The organism is Sulfidibacter corallicola (assembly GCF_017498545.1).
Taxonomy (GTDB): Bacteria; Acidobacteriota; Holophagae; order Acanthopleuribacterales; family Acanthopleuribacteraceae; genus Sulfidibacter; species Sulfidibacter corallicola.
This window is the reverse complement of sequence record NZ_CP071793.1, coordinates 8,264,787-8,280,637: the sequence shown is the minus strand read 5'-3', so window position 1 is coordinate 8,280,637 and position 15,851 is coordinate 8,264,787. Positions and strand designations below refer to the sequence as shown.

Below are 15,851 nucleotides of genomic sequence, written 5' to 3'. Positions count from 1 at the left end.
ACACCTTAAATAGACTATATTTTTAGTCATTTAGACCATTTTTATTCAATCAATTAGTTTCTTCGCCCTTTTGTTACGCGGAGTTGGTGACCGTGCCCAGAGGGGTCGTTTGGTGAAAATCCGATTTCCCGGCTTGTCCGGATGGACAACGTTTTTTTGGCAATTTGTTGACGGCTTCCTCACTGCAATGGGAATGGAAAAAAGAGGCCATTGTGGTCCGATCCTTAAAAATGTGAGGCTGATTCACCATGAAACTTTTTAATATTACATTGGGATTGATGTTCCTTATCTCGTTGAACGACTTGGTCAAGGCCGATGAATTGACCCAAAACTTCGGCGACCACCTGATGAACGCACAAGTGATCCAACTGACCAACGGAGCCCAGTACTTCGAAGTATCGATTGGCCATTATCGGTTTGACGGCAATGGTGGGGTGACCTTCAGTCGCCTGCACATGGATGTGACCGATGCCTACACGAACGGAAAACTCGGTGCAAAACACGTCAATGTGCCCATCCGGGACCTGTACGGCACCTATCGACCTCACGACCTCGATCAGGACTGCACCATGGCCGATATGGGCAACATGCGAGCCCCAATTTCGACGAATCTGATCACTACCGGTGATTACGACTATGACAACGGGTATCTCACTATCGATATCAATGGCGTGACCAGTGTGTGGCAGTATACCTCCTCCACGAACCGGTGGGATCTCGTCGATAAATTTTTTGCGAACTCGAGTATTTCCTTACAGAACTACAAGGGCTACGGGTATTCCTCCAGAGGTGTCGGTCCCGCCCAGTTGGACTTCAAGAATCACGTAATTCCCGGTGTGATTGGCGACACGTCCATCGGCTACACTGGCGAGATTTGGGAAAAACACAGGACCGCCGACGCCTCCTCCTGGCTCACCCAGAAGGTCAATTCCGACGATGATCCCGACAGAGCCTTCACACTCAGAAGCATCGACTACAGCAACGTCCCCGCCTGGGGCTCCAATCCCGAACCCAACGCCTATAGCTACATCTGGTATTACAACCTGATGAACGTGGAGGACCTACAGGACGCGAAAGATAATATGGGGCCTTCCTTCGACGGCACCAAGGGCGCCATGGTCCAGAACTCGATATTGACCAACTACTATCCCGCTTACCCCACCATGTTCTTCTACAACGTGGGCCACATTTTCCACGCGGCCCCCAAGAGCCCCTGGGGTGCCGAATCCCAGGAAGCCTTCGATTCTCGCCACTGTTGGACGGATTCGGATACGCGCTGGACGCAAGGCCACATCAAAATTCATTTGGGTGCGTGGGATGGGTCCAAAATCTCAAACGTAGTTTCGGTGGAAGTTTCGCTCTATGTGGGATATTTTCCCACGGTCGGAATCGGCTACGGCAAAGGCAGTCACTAATAACCGATCTTGGGGCTTCGCGCCTTTGACGTCATCCGCAACACCCCTGACTCGGCTCCTTTTTGAGTCAGGGGTTCGCTGTTTCGGGGCAACACACCATGCGCGCGCTCCACGGAGTCACGAAGAACACCTAGGCCAGAATAGGTATCGAATGGATGCGGGAACCCTGTGTTCATTCCGGACTTCCGTAGTTGTCGGGCTTCCTGATTACTTTTCACAACGGTAATGCCGATCTGGGTTCGAAGCGTCGGTGTGCGCAGCAACGTTTCCCGACAGCCGGTTGCTTGAACGTTCAAACAGACTCAGCCGTGATTCGGTCCTCGTGATTCCAGCACATGACACACGCCGTTTTCGACAAATCCAACACGGCGGGCAATCCTTTGCGAAACGGGATTGGATGCACTCCAGTGCGGGGTCAACCCTCTCCGGAAACATTCTAAAACCATGGTGCCGGCCAGACTCGTGGCAAAACCCTGGTTGCGGTATCGAGGATCCGTCGAAATCGAAATCTCCGCTTTGTCTCGCGCCGCGGTGTACGTCGTCGCCAGGGCGACCATCCGCCCCTCATGACCAATGAAAAAACCAAAGCCATGTCTAAAGAAGGCCTCTGGGGTTTCATGGACCTGAAACCCATGGGGGGTCAGGCTCCCGTGGGCGGGACTCTCCGGTGTCAAGGGCGCAATGTGAACATTTGGGGATACATCTCCGCGGTGCCTGCTTGCCCATTCGCGGGCATGGTCGCCAGGAATGAAGGTCATCATGGACCGGTCTTCGGCATTCGGAAAAACGGCTTGAATGAGGTGTTTCCATGTCGAGCCCGAATACACGAGTTCCCGGGCCAGACCACTCCCCTTCACCAAGGACAGCGCATCTTCGGAATCCGGGTCGCCCCCCAAAATCGAATAACACCCGACGTCGAGCCGCAATGCTACGGGATGCTCACCGGTGGACATGATGTGGCCGGCCCTGCCTTCCAAACAGGCATCGATCACGGCTCTCAAACATGGATGATCCCTGAAATAGAATGCGGGGTTTTGCATATCCTCTCCTATCTGGCGTTTTTGGAGTATATCTCGATCCGTCACCCGCCTCAAAGATAGCTGGTCCCTCCTCATGCGCGGGCTGGCATGATCGTGTTTTTGACCGAATCGGGAGCCATGCCTTTTCCGTGACAAAGACCACGCCCATATCCCTCCACTTCTGCCTGGTATGTATTACCACGAGGCCAGGTCCAACGTGCCGGCGTTCGACCGTCCCGTTTCACCCGCCGTGCATCAATTCCTTCGTGGGTGAGGCCGGGCTTCGCCGGTCCGGGGAGACATCCGCCGCCTTACGATGTTGTCGTATGCAGCACAACAACCTTTGGCGGCGCTGTCCTCCCCCGATTCCTCGCGTATCCAGGGCGACGCGCCCTGGTCGGTCCGTTCCCCTCGCGATGCCGGCCACAGATCCCGATCAAAACCAAAGGTCACACGCCGGCGGGGTTCTTCACCTTCGCCGCGATCGCGCGACCGACGCCGGCCGCGGAGGCGGGGTTCTGGCCCGTGACCAGGCGACCCGCCACCCGCACGTGCGCCTCCCATTCGGGAGCCTTGTGGAACTGCCCGCCGGCTTCGGCCAGGGTTTCTTCCAGCAGGAAGGGCACCTTGTCCAACGTGCCGAAGGCCACCTCTTCCTCGCGGGTGAACCCGGTGATCTCCCGCCCGGCGACCAAGGCCTCACCGCTGGCCAGTCGGACCCCGGCAAGCGCGGCCGGGCCATGGCATACGGCGCCGACGACCTCGCCTGCATCGTAGATCGCGGCAATCGCCGCAGCCGCCGAATCGTCACGGCACAGATCGAACAGCAATCCATAACCTCCTGGCACATAAATGCCTTTGAAATCAGATATATCCACCTGATCGAGGCGATGGGTTCGGCTCAGGGCCCGCATGAATGCCTGGTCGTCCAGGTAGCGGGCGTTCAGCTCGTCGGCACGGTCCGCACCGTAGTAGGGCGCCGCACCTCCGGTCAAACTGGCGAAGACCAGTTCCAGGCCGGCAGCCTCCAGCTCGTGGGCCGCATGGCTCAGTTCGGGGAAATAGGTGCCGTTGGGTTCTCCGGCAAGGGTCTCGACGTTGGTCAACAGGACGAGAATCTTTTGAGCGGTCATGGGTGCATCCTCCAGGGTTGGTGTTTGTGACTCAGTCAATGTAAATTCTTTCCGATGAAGAGAGAATGGTTAAAAAGTTCAAACTCTTTTGCTGAGGAACAATAATGAGCACCTGGAATGGTATCGATGAATTCAATGCGGTCGTGAAGTTCGGTGGCTTTTCGGCCGCGGCGCGTCACTTGGGCGTGTCCACTTCCTATGTAAGCAGGCAGATCGACCGTCTGGAAACGCGGTTGGGCATGCGGTTGCTGTACCGCACGACGCGCAAAGTCCGACCCACGGCCGCGGGCCTGCGGTTCGCCAAACGATGTCGAGATCTTGCGGAAGGACTGAACGAAGCGATGGACGAAGTACGCGGTGAAGAGCGAGATCCAAAAGGCGAGATCCGCATGACCATGGGAGGTCGCTTCTCGGAGCAGGTGGTGGTTCCGGAGATTCTGGCGTTCATGCGGCAATATCCGCACATCTCGATCCGCCTGGATTTGAGTGCGCGAAACGTAGATCTGGTGGAAGAAGGTTACGACCTGGCCGTGCGCTACGGGGTGATGCAAGACAGCGCCCTGGCCGCGCAACGCTTGGTGGGGCGCCAGTTGTGCATGGCCGCAGCCCCCGCCTACCTGGCTGCGCGAGGCACGCCGACCCGCGCCGAAGAACTGGCGCACCACGATTGCCTGACCGGCAACACGAACTTCTGGCGGCTGCGTTTCCCCGACGGACACCGCAACCTGAAAGTGGGCGGGCGCTTCAGTGCCAAGAATTCGGCGGATTCGCTGACCGCCGCCGCGCTTGCCGGGCTGGGCATCATCTACACGCCGAGGTATTACGTTGCGGAATATTTGGAGGACGGTCGGCTGGTGCCCTTGCTGGAACCCCACTGGGGCGAAGACATCGGTACCTGGCTGGTCTATCCGGATCGCAAGAACCTGCCTTCGCGGGTACGACTGCTGATCGATCACCTGAAACGAGAGCTGGGCGGGTTGACCTCGGTGTGATTGTGGCGTTGGTTTGCGTGCGGAGGGGGTCGTTTGGCGGAGAATTTTTTTACCACCGAGCTCGCGGAGAACACGGAGAGAGAAAAGGAGGACACCCTCCATGAGATCGACCGCAGTGGATAGATCGTGGAGGGTGTCCCGATAAGCCGCTTGATATGGCCAGCCTAGATGGTGTAGCTCGCCTCTCCAGACTGTCACCGCACCATCTCAAACCATGGCCACTTTCATTCTCGAGGGCTCATTTAGCGTCGAACATATGCATAAATGTCGAAGACGACCTGCGGATAATCTTGAATTCCTTTTTATCGTTTTGGAACATTTCCTTTGATTCCGAAATGAAGTTCTTCATCGATTTGGCCACATGTTCCAGTTGGGTAAGCAGGCTTTCTGCTCGCAGCTTCGCAAATTCAATGTGTTTCTTATCGGATTCTTCTAATTTTGAATTTTGATCCTTAAGGGTCAAGTCACATTTTTGAACAAATGCATTAATCTCCTTTTTCTGATTCACTAGTGAGTTAACGGTCTCTTTATGAGGGACAAACATTTCATTTTTTATTTTTGCATTTGGATGTGCATTTTTATAATCTTCCGAATGCTTCCAACCCTTGCTCACACAGTCGCCAAAAGTCATTTCAAGCTGTTTGATTTCATTGTTTATTTTTTGCGCCTGCTCACTTTTCGGATTTATTTTTCCGGGTTTCATTCTGTAATGGGTATAGGTATATTTATCATTGGTTTCATTATTTTTGTAAGGCTCGGTCAGTTTGGCCAGGGACAATTCCTTATAACTGTCTGGATTTTGATCAGCCTTTTGAAAATACTTACCATTGGCGATATGTACGGCAACATGTTCCTTGCTTCCATTACTTTCGCGGGAGATCACCACTAGGTCGTTGGGTGCGGGCAAGGGCTCGTTCCCCTTAATGTCGGACACGTTTCCTTTGTTGCCGGTGTCCTCACAGAAACAATTGACAAAATGATTGATGAGTTCCATGGAGTTGTCATACAGGGCAAACTCTTTGCCATAGGCCAACATCGCCGTATTGTAGCAATTGGGTCCTTCGAATCCACAGCCTTTCACACTGTTGAGAAGTACTTTGATATTTTCATTTACATTATTGGATATTTTAGATCCAAGCCCAAATGCATTATTGAAGTCGGTGTCACTCTCCTTGGTTTCTTCGGTTTTCATAGCCCCCGTACCAAAAGCTTGACTGAGCATACTGAGTTGAAGCATTTTATTGTTTGCGATATTGGCTGTGGAATTCGCAACAAAGTTAGGTTTGGTAGAATTGGATGGATTTGGATTCAGCTTCAACTTGTTAGAATTGGGAGTAATTGTTTGAGTGGGAGCGGTCGACTTGCTTGAAATATTATTAATAATCGGTTTTGTTGCCATGATCATTCTCCTTGGATTTCATTATCAGCATTGACTTTTTTTAAAAAACTTTAAACTTGGTATAGATCTAAGATATAAATTTCTCTCCCGGTCAACGGTGACCATGGGATTTCACTACAGAGTGGCTAAGAAGACTAGATCTCCCTAAGCAAGGAAGAAACACACGATTGGTTGCTTAGAACAGGATAGTTTTGTCCACGAATCACTCGAATAACACGAATTAAAAGAATTTCCACAAAATGGTTCTCGTAGTGTCGAAGTTTCTTCAAAAAGTCCGATATACGGGATTCGAAAATGATGATTTCATCCGATACACTTTGTGTGCTTCCATGAAATCTCGCCAGGTTTCCGGTTCTCAATGGTAGACTTTGTCTCCACAGGCGTTCTGTTGCTATCTCAGTGAACTCCAAGAGCTCTGTGGTAAAAATACTTATGTATGAATAGCCTGTAACACTGGGATTCAGGCGTAGTTGATCACCGCATACATGTTGGTCATATCGTGGGGCGACATGGTTTCGGGAACCCCTTCGAAGCTGGTGGGCTCCACTTGGCTCAAGCCGTCTCTCAGCTTCGAGGCGGTATCCAACAGGTTCCCTACGATGTTGGCGAAGCAAGAAAAGGTCGTCTGTTCGATTTCTCGGGAATAACAGTACATCAAGCTCTCATTCTTGGGATCCACCGCCAGCGAGCCCCCCAACGTTTCTTGCTGGAACAGGTTGAGGGTCATGGCTTGGTACAGGATGTCCGCACGATTGCCATGCGGTAAGTCCATGATCTTGATATTGATGAAAAAGTGGTCGCAGGCGTCCTGGGCGAAGATCTCCAATTCGAAGTCCTGATCGCCGATCAGCGCACAGCTTCCTTCCTCGTTCAGTGAAAGAGGCATTCCGTACTGGTTTCCCAGGTCCCGAAGCCAAGCATTTACTTGGTGAAAAGGTGTCTCCACGATATCTCCTTTTAATTTTCTTCTTTCACACCGCTATTTGACCCGAACGACACGCCACCCCTCACGCGGACGCAGGGCGACCAGACGCCTGGTTACATCGCGTGATCGAGTGGTACTCGACACTCGAGACGGCGTCACTTTTCATGGAGGAACCCTCCTCGAGAGTTCCTGCGTCATGCATCCGCCGGGCAAATAGGATTCCGACAAGGCGCCCGATGCATCGACCGAGCTTCATGGGACTCGGTGATCGGGGTTCTGGCCTGATAAGTTGGAAGTTTGCAGGATCGGGGAACGAGGACATCGCAGCATCCCGTGACGACGGGTCCCTGGATCGCGAGGTGATCGATCGCCTTCTAACTGGGATAACCAAATCGAGCAGACAAACCTCTACAGGAATGGACATTTTTTTTCGTTCACCGCCAAGCGCCTTAAAAATGGATCGTTCCACTCTGGGTCCAAGGCTGGAACCCCCACCCTCCAAAACAGCGAACGCCTCAAATGGATCACTTCGACGAGAACATCGGGTCCGCGAACCTCTCGGCTTGCCGACACGCCAAGCAACCGTCGTTCGATTCGTTACAGGTTCCCGTGGCAGGGTAACGGGTCTCATGATCTGCCGTCGAGAAGATATATCTTTAAAATCCAGGCAATTGGAACTTGCATTTGCTTGTGGAAATCCGACCGGCATAGAATATAGGCACAGCCCGTTCTTCCTTCCTGAATCTTCGCGGCCTTTCCGGAATTGTCTCCGTATCTTTTGTGCTCCGGGCCTACCTCCACGATCTCCGTTAACTTCCAAGAAACCACCCCCTTGTGGCTCCTCTTTGACTAAAAAGTCTGCCCACGAATCACGCAAAGACAACGCCAAGAAAAGCTTGGCGCAAACTGACTGGGTTCAAGTCCCAGTGGAGTAAGGGGTTAACCACCCGCTCCTACCGAGTGTTGCGCACGGGAAGGAGACCGGAAAGAAAGGAGGAAACCAGACAACGAAAGGCTCCCCTTGGGAAACCAGGCCCACGTAATTGTCAGCGGGGGGTACCGAGGTAAACAGCGGGGAGCAAGTCGAACAACTCGTGCGAAGTGTACACAGGGAACCATTTGGGCCAGAGGGAGGCCGTACCTCCTGAAGCCAAATCAGCCTCGATAACATTGTGAATCTCGTCGGTGAGCGTGTTTTGTGGCGCGAAACCAACACAAGCAGTCCGCGTTGGTGAGGGCTGTGAGGGGCGAGCGGGGTCAAAGGGCCTGGCACGAATGGGGAGTTGCGAACCAGGAACTTGGGAGGCCTCACCCCCCCTGGAATAGAAACAGGTAAGGCGGCACCAACCATACGGGAGGCCCGCTGATGGGGAATGGGGAGTCGGACGACCTCATAGTACTCGGAGAGCGGGAGAGCCGCTCACAGGGGGAAGGGGGTCGCGATCAGATGGAGCTTTCAAGGGACCACACCACTGAGAAGGAGGTCGGCCGTGAGTGTGTCAACAGCATTGGAAGGAATAGCGAACAAGGCGAAGCGGGACGGGTCGCACCGATTTGTGAATCTGTATCGGTTGCTGAACGAAGAATCGCTCCACATGGCTTGGAAGGAACTGAACAAAAGGGCGGCAGCGGGCATCGACAAGGTGACGGCTGCGGAGTACGGCCGAGATCTGGACAAGAACATCGAGGAGCTGGTGAAGCGGCTGAAAGAGAAACGCTACAGGGCGACGCCGATTCGAAGGCAGTACATCCCGAAGAGTAACGGGAAGATGCGGCCTTTGGGAATCCCGGTACTTGAGGACCGATTGGTGCAGCGTGCCACGGTGATGATTCTGGAAGCGATCTACGAGCAGGATTTCCTGGCGGTGAGCCATGGCTACCGGCCAGGAAAGAGTGCGAAAGGTTGTGTGAAAGAACTGCGGGACGAACTGCAATTCGGTGGGTACCGGTACGTGGTAGAGGCGGACATCAAGGGATTCTTCGATCATCTGGATCACGATCTGCTGATGAAGATGCTGGCTCATCGGATCAACGACAAGAGCCTGCTGCGGCTGATCAAGAAATGGATGATCGTGGGGGTGCTGGAGCCGGAAGGCATGACGATTCACCCCAAAACGGGAACCCCGCAAGGGGGAATCATCTCACCGATCCTGGCGAACGTCTACCTGCACTACGTGCTGGACTTGTGGGCGATGAAGCCGTTTGGGAATCACTGTCACGAGCGGGTGAAGTACGTGCGGTATGCCGACGACTTCGTATGCGCATTCGTGTCCAAAATGGATGCGGAACGGTTTTACGAAGAACTGCCGGTGAGACTGGCGAAGTTCAACCTGTCGTTAGCCGAAGACAAGACGAGGATTCTGAAGAGTGGTTGGTGCTGGGGAAAGATGGCGCAAGCCTTCGACTTCCTGGGATTTACCCTAAGGTGGGATAAGGACCGTAAGGGCCGTCCCTACTTGCGACGGAAGACCTCGCGAAAGAAGCTGGAGCAGGGAGCCCGAGAGATGAAAGAGTTCATCAAAGCTCATCGCTCGCTGAAGCTGCCGAAGCTGATCGAGAGAGTGAATACGAAGCTGAGAGGTCACTACGAGTATTTCGGGGTGATCGGGAACAGCCGAGGCATTCAGGAATTTGCGAGAATCGTCACGAGACTCTTGTTCAAGTGGCTGAATCGCAGAAGTCAGAAACGGAGCTTCAACTGGGAAACCTTCGAAGGGATGATCAAACGGCTGGGCCTATTGAGGCCGAGGATCACCGAAGAGAGGGACAATCAGCTCAAGCTACCATTCCTCCGTTGAGCCGAGTACGGAAGCGAATCTGATCGAAGAGCCCGGTGCGGTAGTTCCGCACGCCGGGATCTGTGCGGGGGCTGTCGGGCAACCGGCAGTCCTACCGCGACTTGACACGAATTAAAAAATCGTCCTCGAATCCCGTGTTCCCGATTTTTTGAAAGACCGGAGGCACTGCGAGAACTTCACACCATGAAAATTCTTTGAGTCGAGTGATTCGTGGACAAAATCGTCCTGTTCCAAGAAACCCATCAAGTGTCCTGTTCCAGGAAACCCATCAAGTGTTTCTTCCTTGTTCAGGGAGACTTAGTCCTCTCAGCCACTCTCTTGAAACAGAGTGGTGTATTCAAGCTGAGCTGGGTCTTGCCGTCGTCAAATCTTGATCAGGAAGGCAGGAATGATGGAAACCAGGAAAAAAAGACCATGATGTCTACAAATACCGGTCCTTTCCTGCTTTCCGATGTTCATGGGTTCCTGCTGATTTTTTCGGATGAATGACCCATAGCCCTTCGCCAGAAACCAGATATAGTGTTTCTTTCTCGAAATCGAGCGGGTTTGCCCGCTCTTGCGCGGCTCTAAAATGTAACAAACCCTGTAAAGCTCGAAGATAAGGATAAAAACCTAAACAGACGGATGTGCGGGGAGTTGGTCGAATAATGTCGGCCCAGCGGGCATACCGCCCGTGACCAACCTACCGGGCACGACCCCCTCTCACAAATGCGGGAACTCCCAAGCGATTCACTTCGATTGGTTACCCACCTGAATCCCCTTTCAACGTCGCCGACCCACGCCGACCCGATTCCCGGTGATTGGGGTCACACTCGAACGACCTTCTACCCAAAGTTCGCCTCGTCGGGCTTGCATCTCCTGCATCGCTTCGGGTGAAATAATCGCTTCGGGGGATCTTTTTTTTACATATTCCGCCCTTTTACATGTATTGCATGTTTTCTAACAGCCCTCGCCACGGTGTACCAATGACGTCTTTTAAAGGCATGAGTCCCTTTCGCAAATGGGAGTTTGTCGACCTCGATAAAAACCATTTCAGATTCGAACCCCCCGACCTCTTCCCCACTTTTTCTTATGAGCATTCGGTGGTCTCGGGGATCGAACCGCCGCCCCGCGTCCAGCTCGGCCAGCCCTCGAACCTGCAGTCTGGCTTGACCGAAAGCGCCCATGTCGAAAGTGCCATCAAGCTCCAAAAGGACTTGGAAATACAGCGCATGGAGATCCTTCTCTGCCAGGATCCCGGTCACATCCTGCGATATGGCGCCCAGATGGCCACCGCGCTCGCCCTCAACCACGAGTTACTGGAACAACTGATTCGCGGCCGGCTCGGCCGCCGCCGGCTGGAGGCCCTGGTGGTCCAGGCCGGCTTCCACTACACCTGGCTGGGCCGCTTCCCGGAAAGCCGGTTCATCGGCACCGAACACTGGTGGCGCACCCTCACCCGCCTGCGCTCGCTGGGCATCGAAATCCCGACCGACCACGCGCATCCCGTGCCGAAAACCGGAGTTCTGGCAGGCCGCACCCTGCACCAGGTCATCGAGAACATGCGCAACGGCATCTTCTTTTCGGGCACTTCGGAATTACTGGAATCGGACGACGGGGGCGCTTCCGTTTCTTCCGGCCGCACGACCAGTCATGCGAAACCCAAGGCCAAGTCCAAGCCTCAACCGCCGCCCGCGCCCCGACCCGCTCCGGCGCCACCTCCGGTCGCCAACCAAACCGCCGCACCGAGCCTGGGACCGAACGGCGAGATCGTCGGCGACACCAACCCGCCCGTGGCGCCCGAAACGGAAGAAGAATCGTCCTGGTGGGGTGGCCTCACCTCCGCGATCTCCAACATGTCGCTTTCCGACATCGTGCACACGACCCTCGACGTAGTCGGCCTGGTGCCCGGACTGGGCGAGGTCGCCGACGGCCTGAACGCGCTCATCTACCTGGCCGAAGGCAACTACACCGACGCCGCCCTCTCGGCCGCCGCCATGATTCCCTTCGCCGGGGCCGCGGCCACCGCCGCCAAATTCGGGAAAAAGGGATTGGCCGCCGCGGACACGCTCGCCGACGGCATCAAGGTCGGCAAGAAGGTCAGCAAGCCAGGCACCCCGCCGGTCAAGAAATGCACCACCGCCGGCTGTCCGATCTCGGTCGTCACCGGCGAAGAGCTGTTGCAGCACAAAGACTTCGTGCTTCGCGGCACGCTCCCCTTCGTATGGGAGCGAACCTACCGGACGGGCCACGACGCGGACTTCGGCATGGGCCACGGCTGGAGTTACCCGGGTGTGGAACGCATCGATTTGCACGGCGAGGAAGCGGTCTTGCGCGACGAAGAGGGTCGCCAGATCTTTTTCCCCGAACCCGAGGTCGGCGAGACGGTCTACCAGGCCATCGACAAGCTGTTTCTCCGCCGCGAAGATCGCGACACCCTGGTTCTCGAAGCGGACCAAAAACCGACCAAGGTCTTCAAAGCCGTGGACGACGGGTTTACGCTCAGCGAGATCCGCGACATGCACGACAATGTCGTTCGCTTCCATCGCGGGCAAGGCGGGCGGTTGGCGCGCATCGAAACCAGCTCGGGCCGGGCCGTCGCCTTGGTTTGGGACCAAAACGGGCACATCTCGCACATCGCCCCCGCCGACGTCCAAGGCAAAATCGGGGATGAACCGCTGGCTGTCTATCGCTACGATGCGCAGGCCGACATGATCGAAGCCGTCGACCGTCTGGGTCACTCGGAACAGTACGGCTATCGCAACCACATCCTCGTCCAACGCACGCTGAAAACGGGATTCCGGTACTTTTTCGAGTGGGATCGTTACGACACGGAGGCCCGCTGCACGCGCAACTGGGGCGATGACGGCAAGTACGACTACCGGTTCGATTGGCAACCGGACCGACGGCAAAGCACGATCATCGACAGCAACGGCGGCGAGACCCGCTACCGCTTCGACGCCCACGGCAACATCGTCGAAATTCGCGATCCGCTGGGCCACCGCACGCACTACCGTTTCGATGCGTCCAACAATCTCTGCGAAACCATCGATCCGCTGGGTCACCGCATGCGCTACACCTACGACGCCCGCGACCGGCTGGTGGAAGTGCGCAACAAACTGGGCAACCGCACCCGGTTTCACTACGATGGGCAGGGCCGCCCCACCGGCGTACTGGATGCAGCCAACCAACACTGGCAGCGCAGTTACGACGCCAAGGGATCGCTGGAGGCCGTACGCGATGCGCTGGGCCGCGAAACCCGGTACAGACGTGACGCGCGCGGTCAGATCACCGAGATCGCCCAATCCGGGAACGTGGTCAAGCGCATGGTGTGGAACGCGCGCGGCGAACTGCTGGCCGAGACCGATGCGGTCGGCCGCACCACGACCTACAGCTACGACACCGAGGGCAACCTGGTCGCCATCACGGGCCACGACGATGGGCGTCACCGCTTCGAGTTGGACGCCATGGGCCGGATTGTCCGCATGGAGCGCCCCGACGGCCGAACCGTATCGTGCGCCTACAACGAAAACGGCATGATGACACGCTTCGTGGACGCCGCGGGCCGCGAGACGCGTTACGAATATGCAGGCCTGAGCGCGGTCGTGCGGCGCATCGACCCGGACGGCACCAGGTTCCGCTACGAATACGATCGGGAACAAAACCTGACCGCCCTGATCAACCAGCGCGGCGAACGCTACAGCTTGAGCTACGACGCCAACGAGCGGCTGATCGCCGAGGTGGGCTTCGACGGCCGCGAACAACGCTATCACTACGACCCAGTGGGCAACCTGGTGCGCCTCGAAGACGGCCTGTTCCGCACCATCGATTACCGGCACGACGCCATGGGCCAGATGATCCAAAAAGTGTCCCACCACGCCGGAACGGGGAAACGGGAAACCACCGAACTGGACTACGACGGTCTGGGCCGCCTGGTCCGGGCCACCAACCCTCACCGCGACTTGCGTTTCTATTACGATCCAGCGAACCGCCTAGTGGAAGAGTGGCAGGACGACCACATCCTGACCCACGGTTTCGACGACGCGGGTCGGCCCACCCAGACGCGATTCGACAGCCAGGTGTTGGACTACGACTTCGACGCCCTGGGCCGTTTTGCCGGCGTGGCCGGCGACCGCCAGATGATCCACCAGGTGGCCTACGACGATGCCGCCGGCCAGGTCACCCGACGCTTCGGCAACGGGCTTTCCGCCGAACACAGCTACGATCCCATGGGACGCCTGAAACGCCAGAAGACCCTGCTGCCCGGCGCCCTGGGCAACCAACTCTTCTTCGGTCGCGACTACGATTACGACGATGCGGGCAACCTCAGCCAGATCAAGGAGTTGGCGACGGGTCACGTCACTCGGTACCACTACGACCACAACAACCGGTTGATCGAGGCCGACGGCATCCTGCGCGAACTGTTCGCATTCGACCCGGCCGGCAACCTGATCGACGGCGGCACACCCACCGAACCGGCCAGGCCGCTGGAGGGCGGGTACGTCAAGGGCAATCGGCTGTTGGTGTACCAGGACAAAAAATTCGAATACGACGACGTGGGCAACCTGGTCAAGCGGGTCCAGGGCCATGCCGGCTGCGACATCACCGAGTTCGCCTACGACGCCGAAAACCGCATGATCCGCAGTGTGCGCCATGGCGTGGCGACGACCTACCGCTACGACGCCCTCGGTCGGCGCATCGCCAAGCAGACCCTGTCGGAACGAACGCGGTTCTTCTGGAACGGCGACGTGCTGCTGCGCGAGGAGCGCGACGACCAGGCGACGACCTACGTCTACCAACCGAATACCTTTCTCCCGCTCGCCCAGATCCGCGAAGAGGGTACCTTCCACTACCACCTGGATCACCTCGGCACGCCCCACATCATGACCGACGACCGCGGCGGCCTGGCCTGGTCCGCCCAGTTCACCGCGTTCGGGAAGATCACCGAATTCGATCGCGAACAGGTGGACAACCCGCTGCGGTTCCAAGGTCAGTACTTCGACCGCGAAACCGGGCTCCACTACAATTACCATCGCTACTACGATCCCGATGTAGGCCGTTTCACCAGCCCCGATCCCATCGGGCTGCTCGGTGGCGAGCACCACTATCAATACGCCCCGAACCCCATCGGCTGGATCGACCCCTATGGGTTGATGTGCAAGGAATTGGATGCCGGCAACGCGGTAAATATCGATACGGGCAGCGCCTCCGCCTTCATTTCCCAGGACTCTCCCATTCGCCACCAGCTAAAGACCCAACTGGGCGATCGACAGATGGTGATGACCGAGACCGCCGCGGCCGAGTTCCAGGGCATGCTGCGTGTGGCGGGCCCGGAAGAAACCGCGCGCGCACAGCGATTCTTGAAGCGCGTCAATATCATTCCCGACAACCCCTCGAAACGGGCGATGGACCTGAACACCACGAAGAAAGTCGGCGCGAATGATAAAGTGATATTCGGAACCGGCGATCAACTGTCCATTCCCACCATGACGGGCGATGCCAAATTTTTACGCGGCGCATCGGCACAGGGTGTCGATTTCGACGCGATCGTTCACGATCCGGTTCCGCTCAAGGGCTTGTGACATGACCGGCGAATTTTCCCACCTGCGCAGCACGATCGATCTCATCCGCAAGGCCTTTCCCGACGGCATCAGCGACGAAGATTACGCCTTTGTTTTAAGGTTGTTCTACGATCATCTATCGGACAGGAACCTCGCGGATGTCATTTCCTTGACCACGGGAAGGGAGCCGGCAACCGCGCTCAACGACATTTACCGGAGCGCGAGCATCCCAGAATCGGATCGCGACCTGGAGCGAGTACGAAGCGTGCTCTACGAACACGGATTCGAAGCCTGGCTGGACGAGGACTAGTATTTGTGTTGCCCTGCAGGCCGTGCGCGTTCCCATCGGAGCGAGCGCCCTACTTGAGAGAAAAAACAACCGAAGCGTGCCAGCCTGGAGAGCCCGCATCTTCAGAGAGGCGTAAGGCCTGTAGGTTGGGCTGCCAGCCCGACTAATCGAAGCAACCAAAGCAACGGCAATCCTTTGCGCCAAAGAGCGAAGCACAGAATCTCCCCCGAGACCCCAATCCGAAGCCGCAATGTCCAAAGTCCCGCATCGCAAGAGGAGCGTCGGGCCTGTAGGATAGTCTGTTGTGTGTCAACCCTAAAATTGGGGGAGGAATGCGGAAA

The 15,851-nt window shown here is 56.3% G+C and carries 10 protein-coding genes; 6 read left to right on the top strand and 4 right to left on the bottom strand.

Going from position 1 to position 15,851, the window contains the following annotated elements:
* Positions 1 to 248 precede the first annotated feature (248 nt).
* Positions 249 to 1,415, top strand: a complete 1,167-nt coding sequence (locus J3U87_RS25215; RefSeq protein ID WP_237378555.1) for a hypothetical protein — start codon at positions 249 to 251, stop codon at positions 1,413 to 1,415.
* A gap of 302 nt (positions 1,416 to 1,717) precedes the next feature.
* On the opposite strand, the gene J3U87_RS25210 is transcribed toward J3U87_RS25215, so the two are convergent.
* The gene (locus J3U87_RS25210; protein WP_237378554.1) at positions 1,718 to 2,455 is read right to left on the bottom strand and encodes a GNAT family N-acetyltransferase; all 738 of its coding nucleotides are present in this window, start codon (positions 2,453 to 2,455) and stop codon (positions 1,718 to 1,720) included.
* 428 nt (positions 2,456 to 2,883) lie between these two features.
* Positions 2,884 to 3,567 (bottom strand): type 1 glutamine amidotransferase domain-containing protein, encoded by a 684-nt coding sequence (locus J3U87_RS25205; RefSeq protein WP_237378553.1) that lies wholly within the window; start codon positions 3,565 to 3,567, stop codon positions 2,884 to 2,886.
* A gap of 104 nt (positions 3,568 to 3,671) precedes the next feature.
* Between J3U87_RS25205 and J3U87_RS25200 the strand changes: the two genes are divergently transcribed.
* On the top strand, positions 3,672 to 4,559 hold the full coding sequence (locus J3U87_RS25200) for a LysR family transcriptional regulator (RefSeq protein ID WP_237378552.1): 888 nt from the start codon (positions 3,672 to 3,674) through the stop codon (positions 4,557 to 4,559).
* 238 nt (positions 4,560 to 4,797) lie between these two features.
* Here the strand turns inward: J3U87_RS25200 and J3U87_RS25195 are convergent, their stop codons facing one another.
* Together J3U87_RS25195 and J3U87_RS25190 are read right to left on the bottom strand one after the other, a co-directional pair.
* Positions 4,798 to 5,958 (bottom strand): hypothetical protein, encoded by a 1,161-nt coding sequence (locus tag J3U87_RS25195; RefSeq protein ID WP_237378551.1) that lies wholly within the window; start codon positions 5,956 to 5,958, stop codon positions 4,798 to 4,800.
* Between the two features lie 460 nt (positions 5,959 to 6,418).
* On the bottom strand, positions 6,419 to 6,904 hold the full coding sequence (locus J3U87_RS25190) for a CesT family type III secretion system chaperone (RefSeq protein ID WP_272932418.1): 486 nt from the start codon (positions 6,902 to 6,904) through the stop codon (positions 6,419 to 6,421).
* Positions 6,905 to 8,373: 1,469 nt separating this feature from the next.
* Here J3U87_RS25190 and ltrA point away from each other — a divergent pair.
* The 4 genes from ltrA (at position 8,374) to J3U87_RS25170 (ending at position 15,531) form a co-directional block, all read left to right on the top strand.
* Positions 8,374 to 9,681: a group II intron reverse transcriptase/maturase gene (gene ltrA, locus J3U87_RS25185; RefSeq protein WP_237378013.1), complete on the top strand. Its 1,308-nt coding sequence runs from the start codon at positions 8,374 to 8,376 to the stop codon at positions 9,679 to 9,681.
* 210 nt (positions 9,682 to 9,891) lie between these two features.
* Positions 9,892 to 10,170: a hypothetical protein gene (locus J3U87_RS25180; RefSeq protein WP_237378549.1), complete on the top strand. Its 279-nt coding sequence runs from the start codon at positions 9,892 to 9,894 to the stop codon at positions 10,168 to 10,170.
* A 476-nt stretch (positions 10,171 to 10,646) separates the two neighbouring features.
* Entirely contained in the window at positions 10,647 to 15,242 is a 4,596-nt protein-coding gene (locus tag J3U87_RS25175) for an RHS repeat-associated core domain-containing protein (protein WP_237378548.1), read from the top strand.
* Between the two features lies 1 nt (position 15,243).
* A complete protein-coding gene (locus J3U87_RS25170) occupies positions 15,244 to 15,531 on the top strand; it encodes a DUF3349 domain-containing protein (RefSeq protein WP_237378547.1) in 288 nt (95 codons plus the stop codon).
* Positions 15,532 to 15,851: the final 320 nt, after the last annotated feature.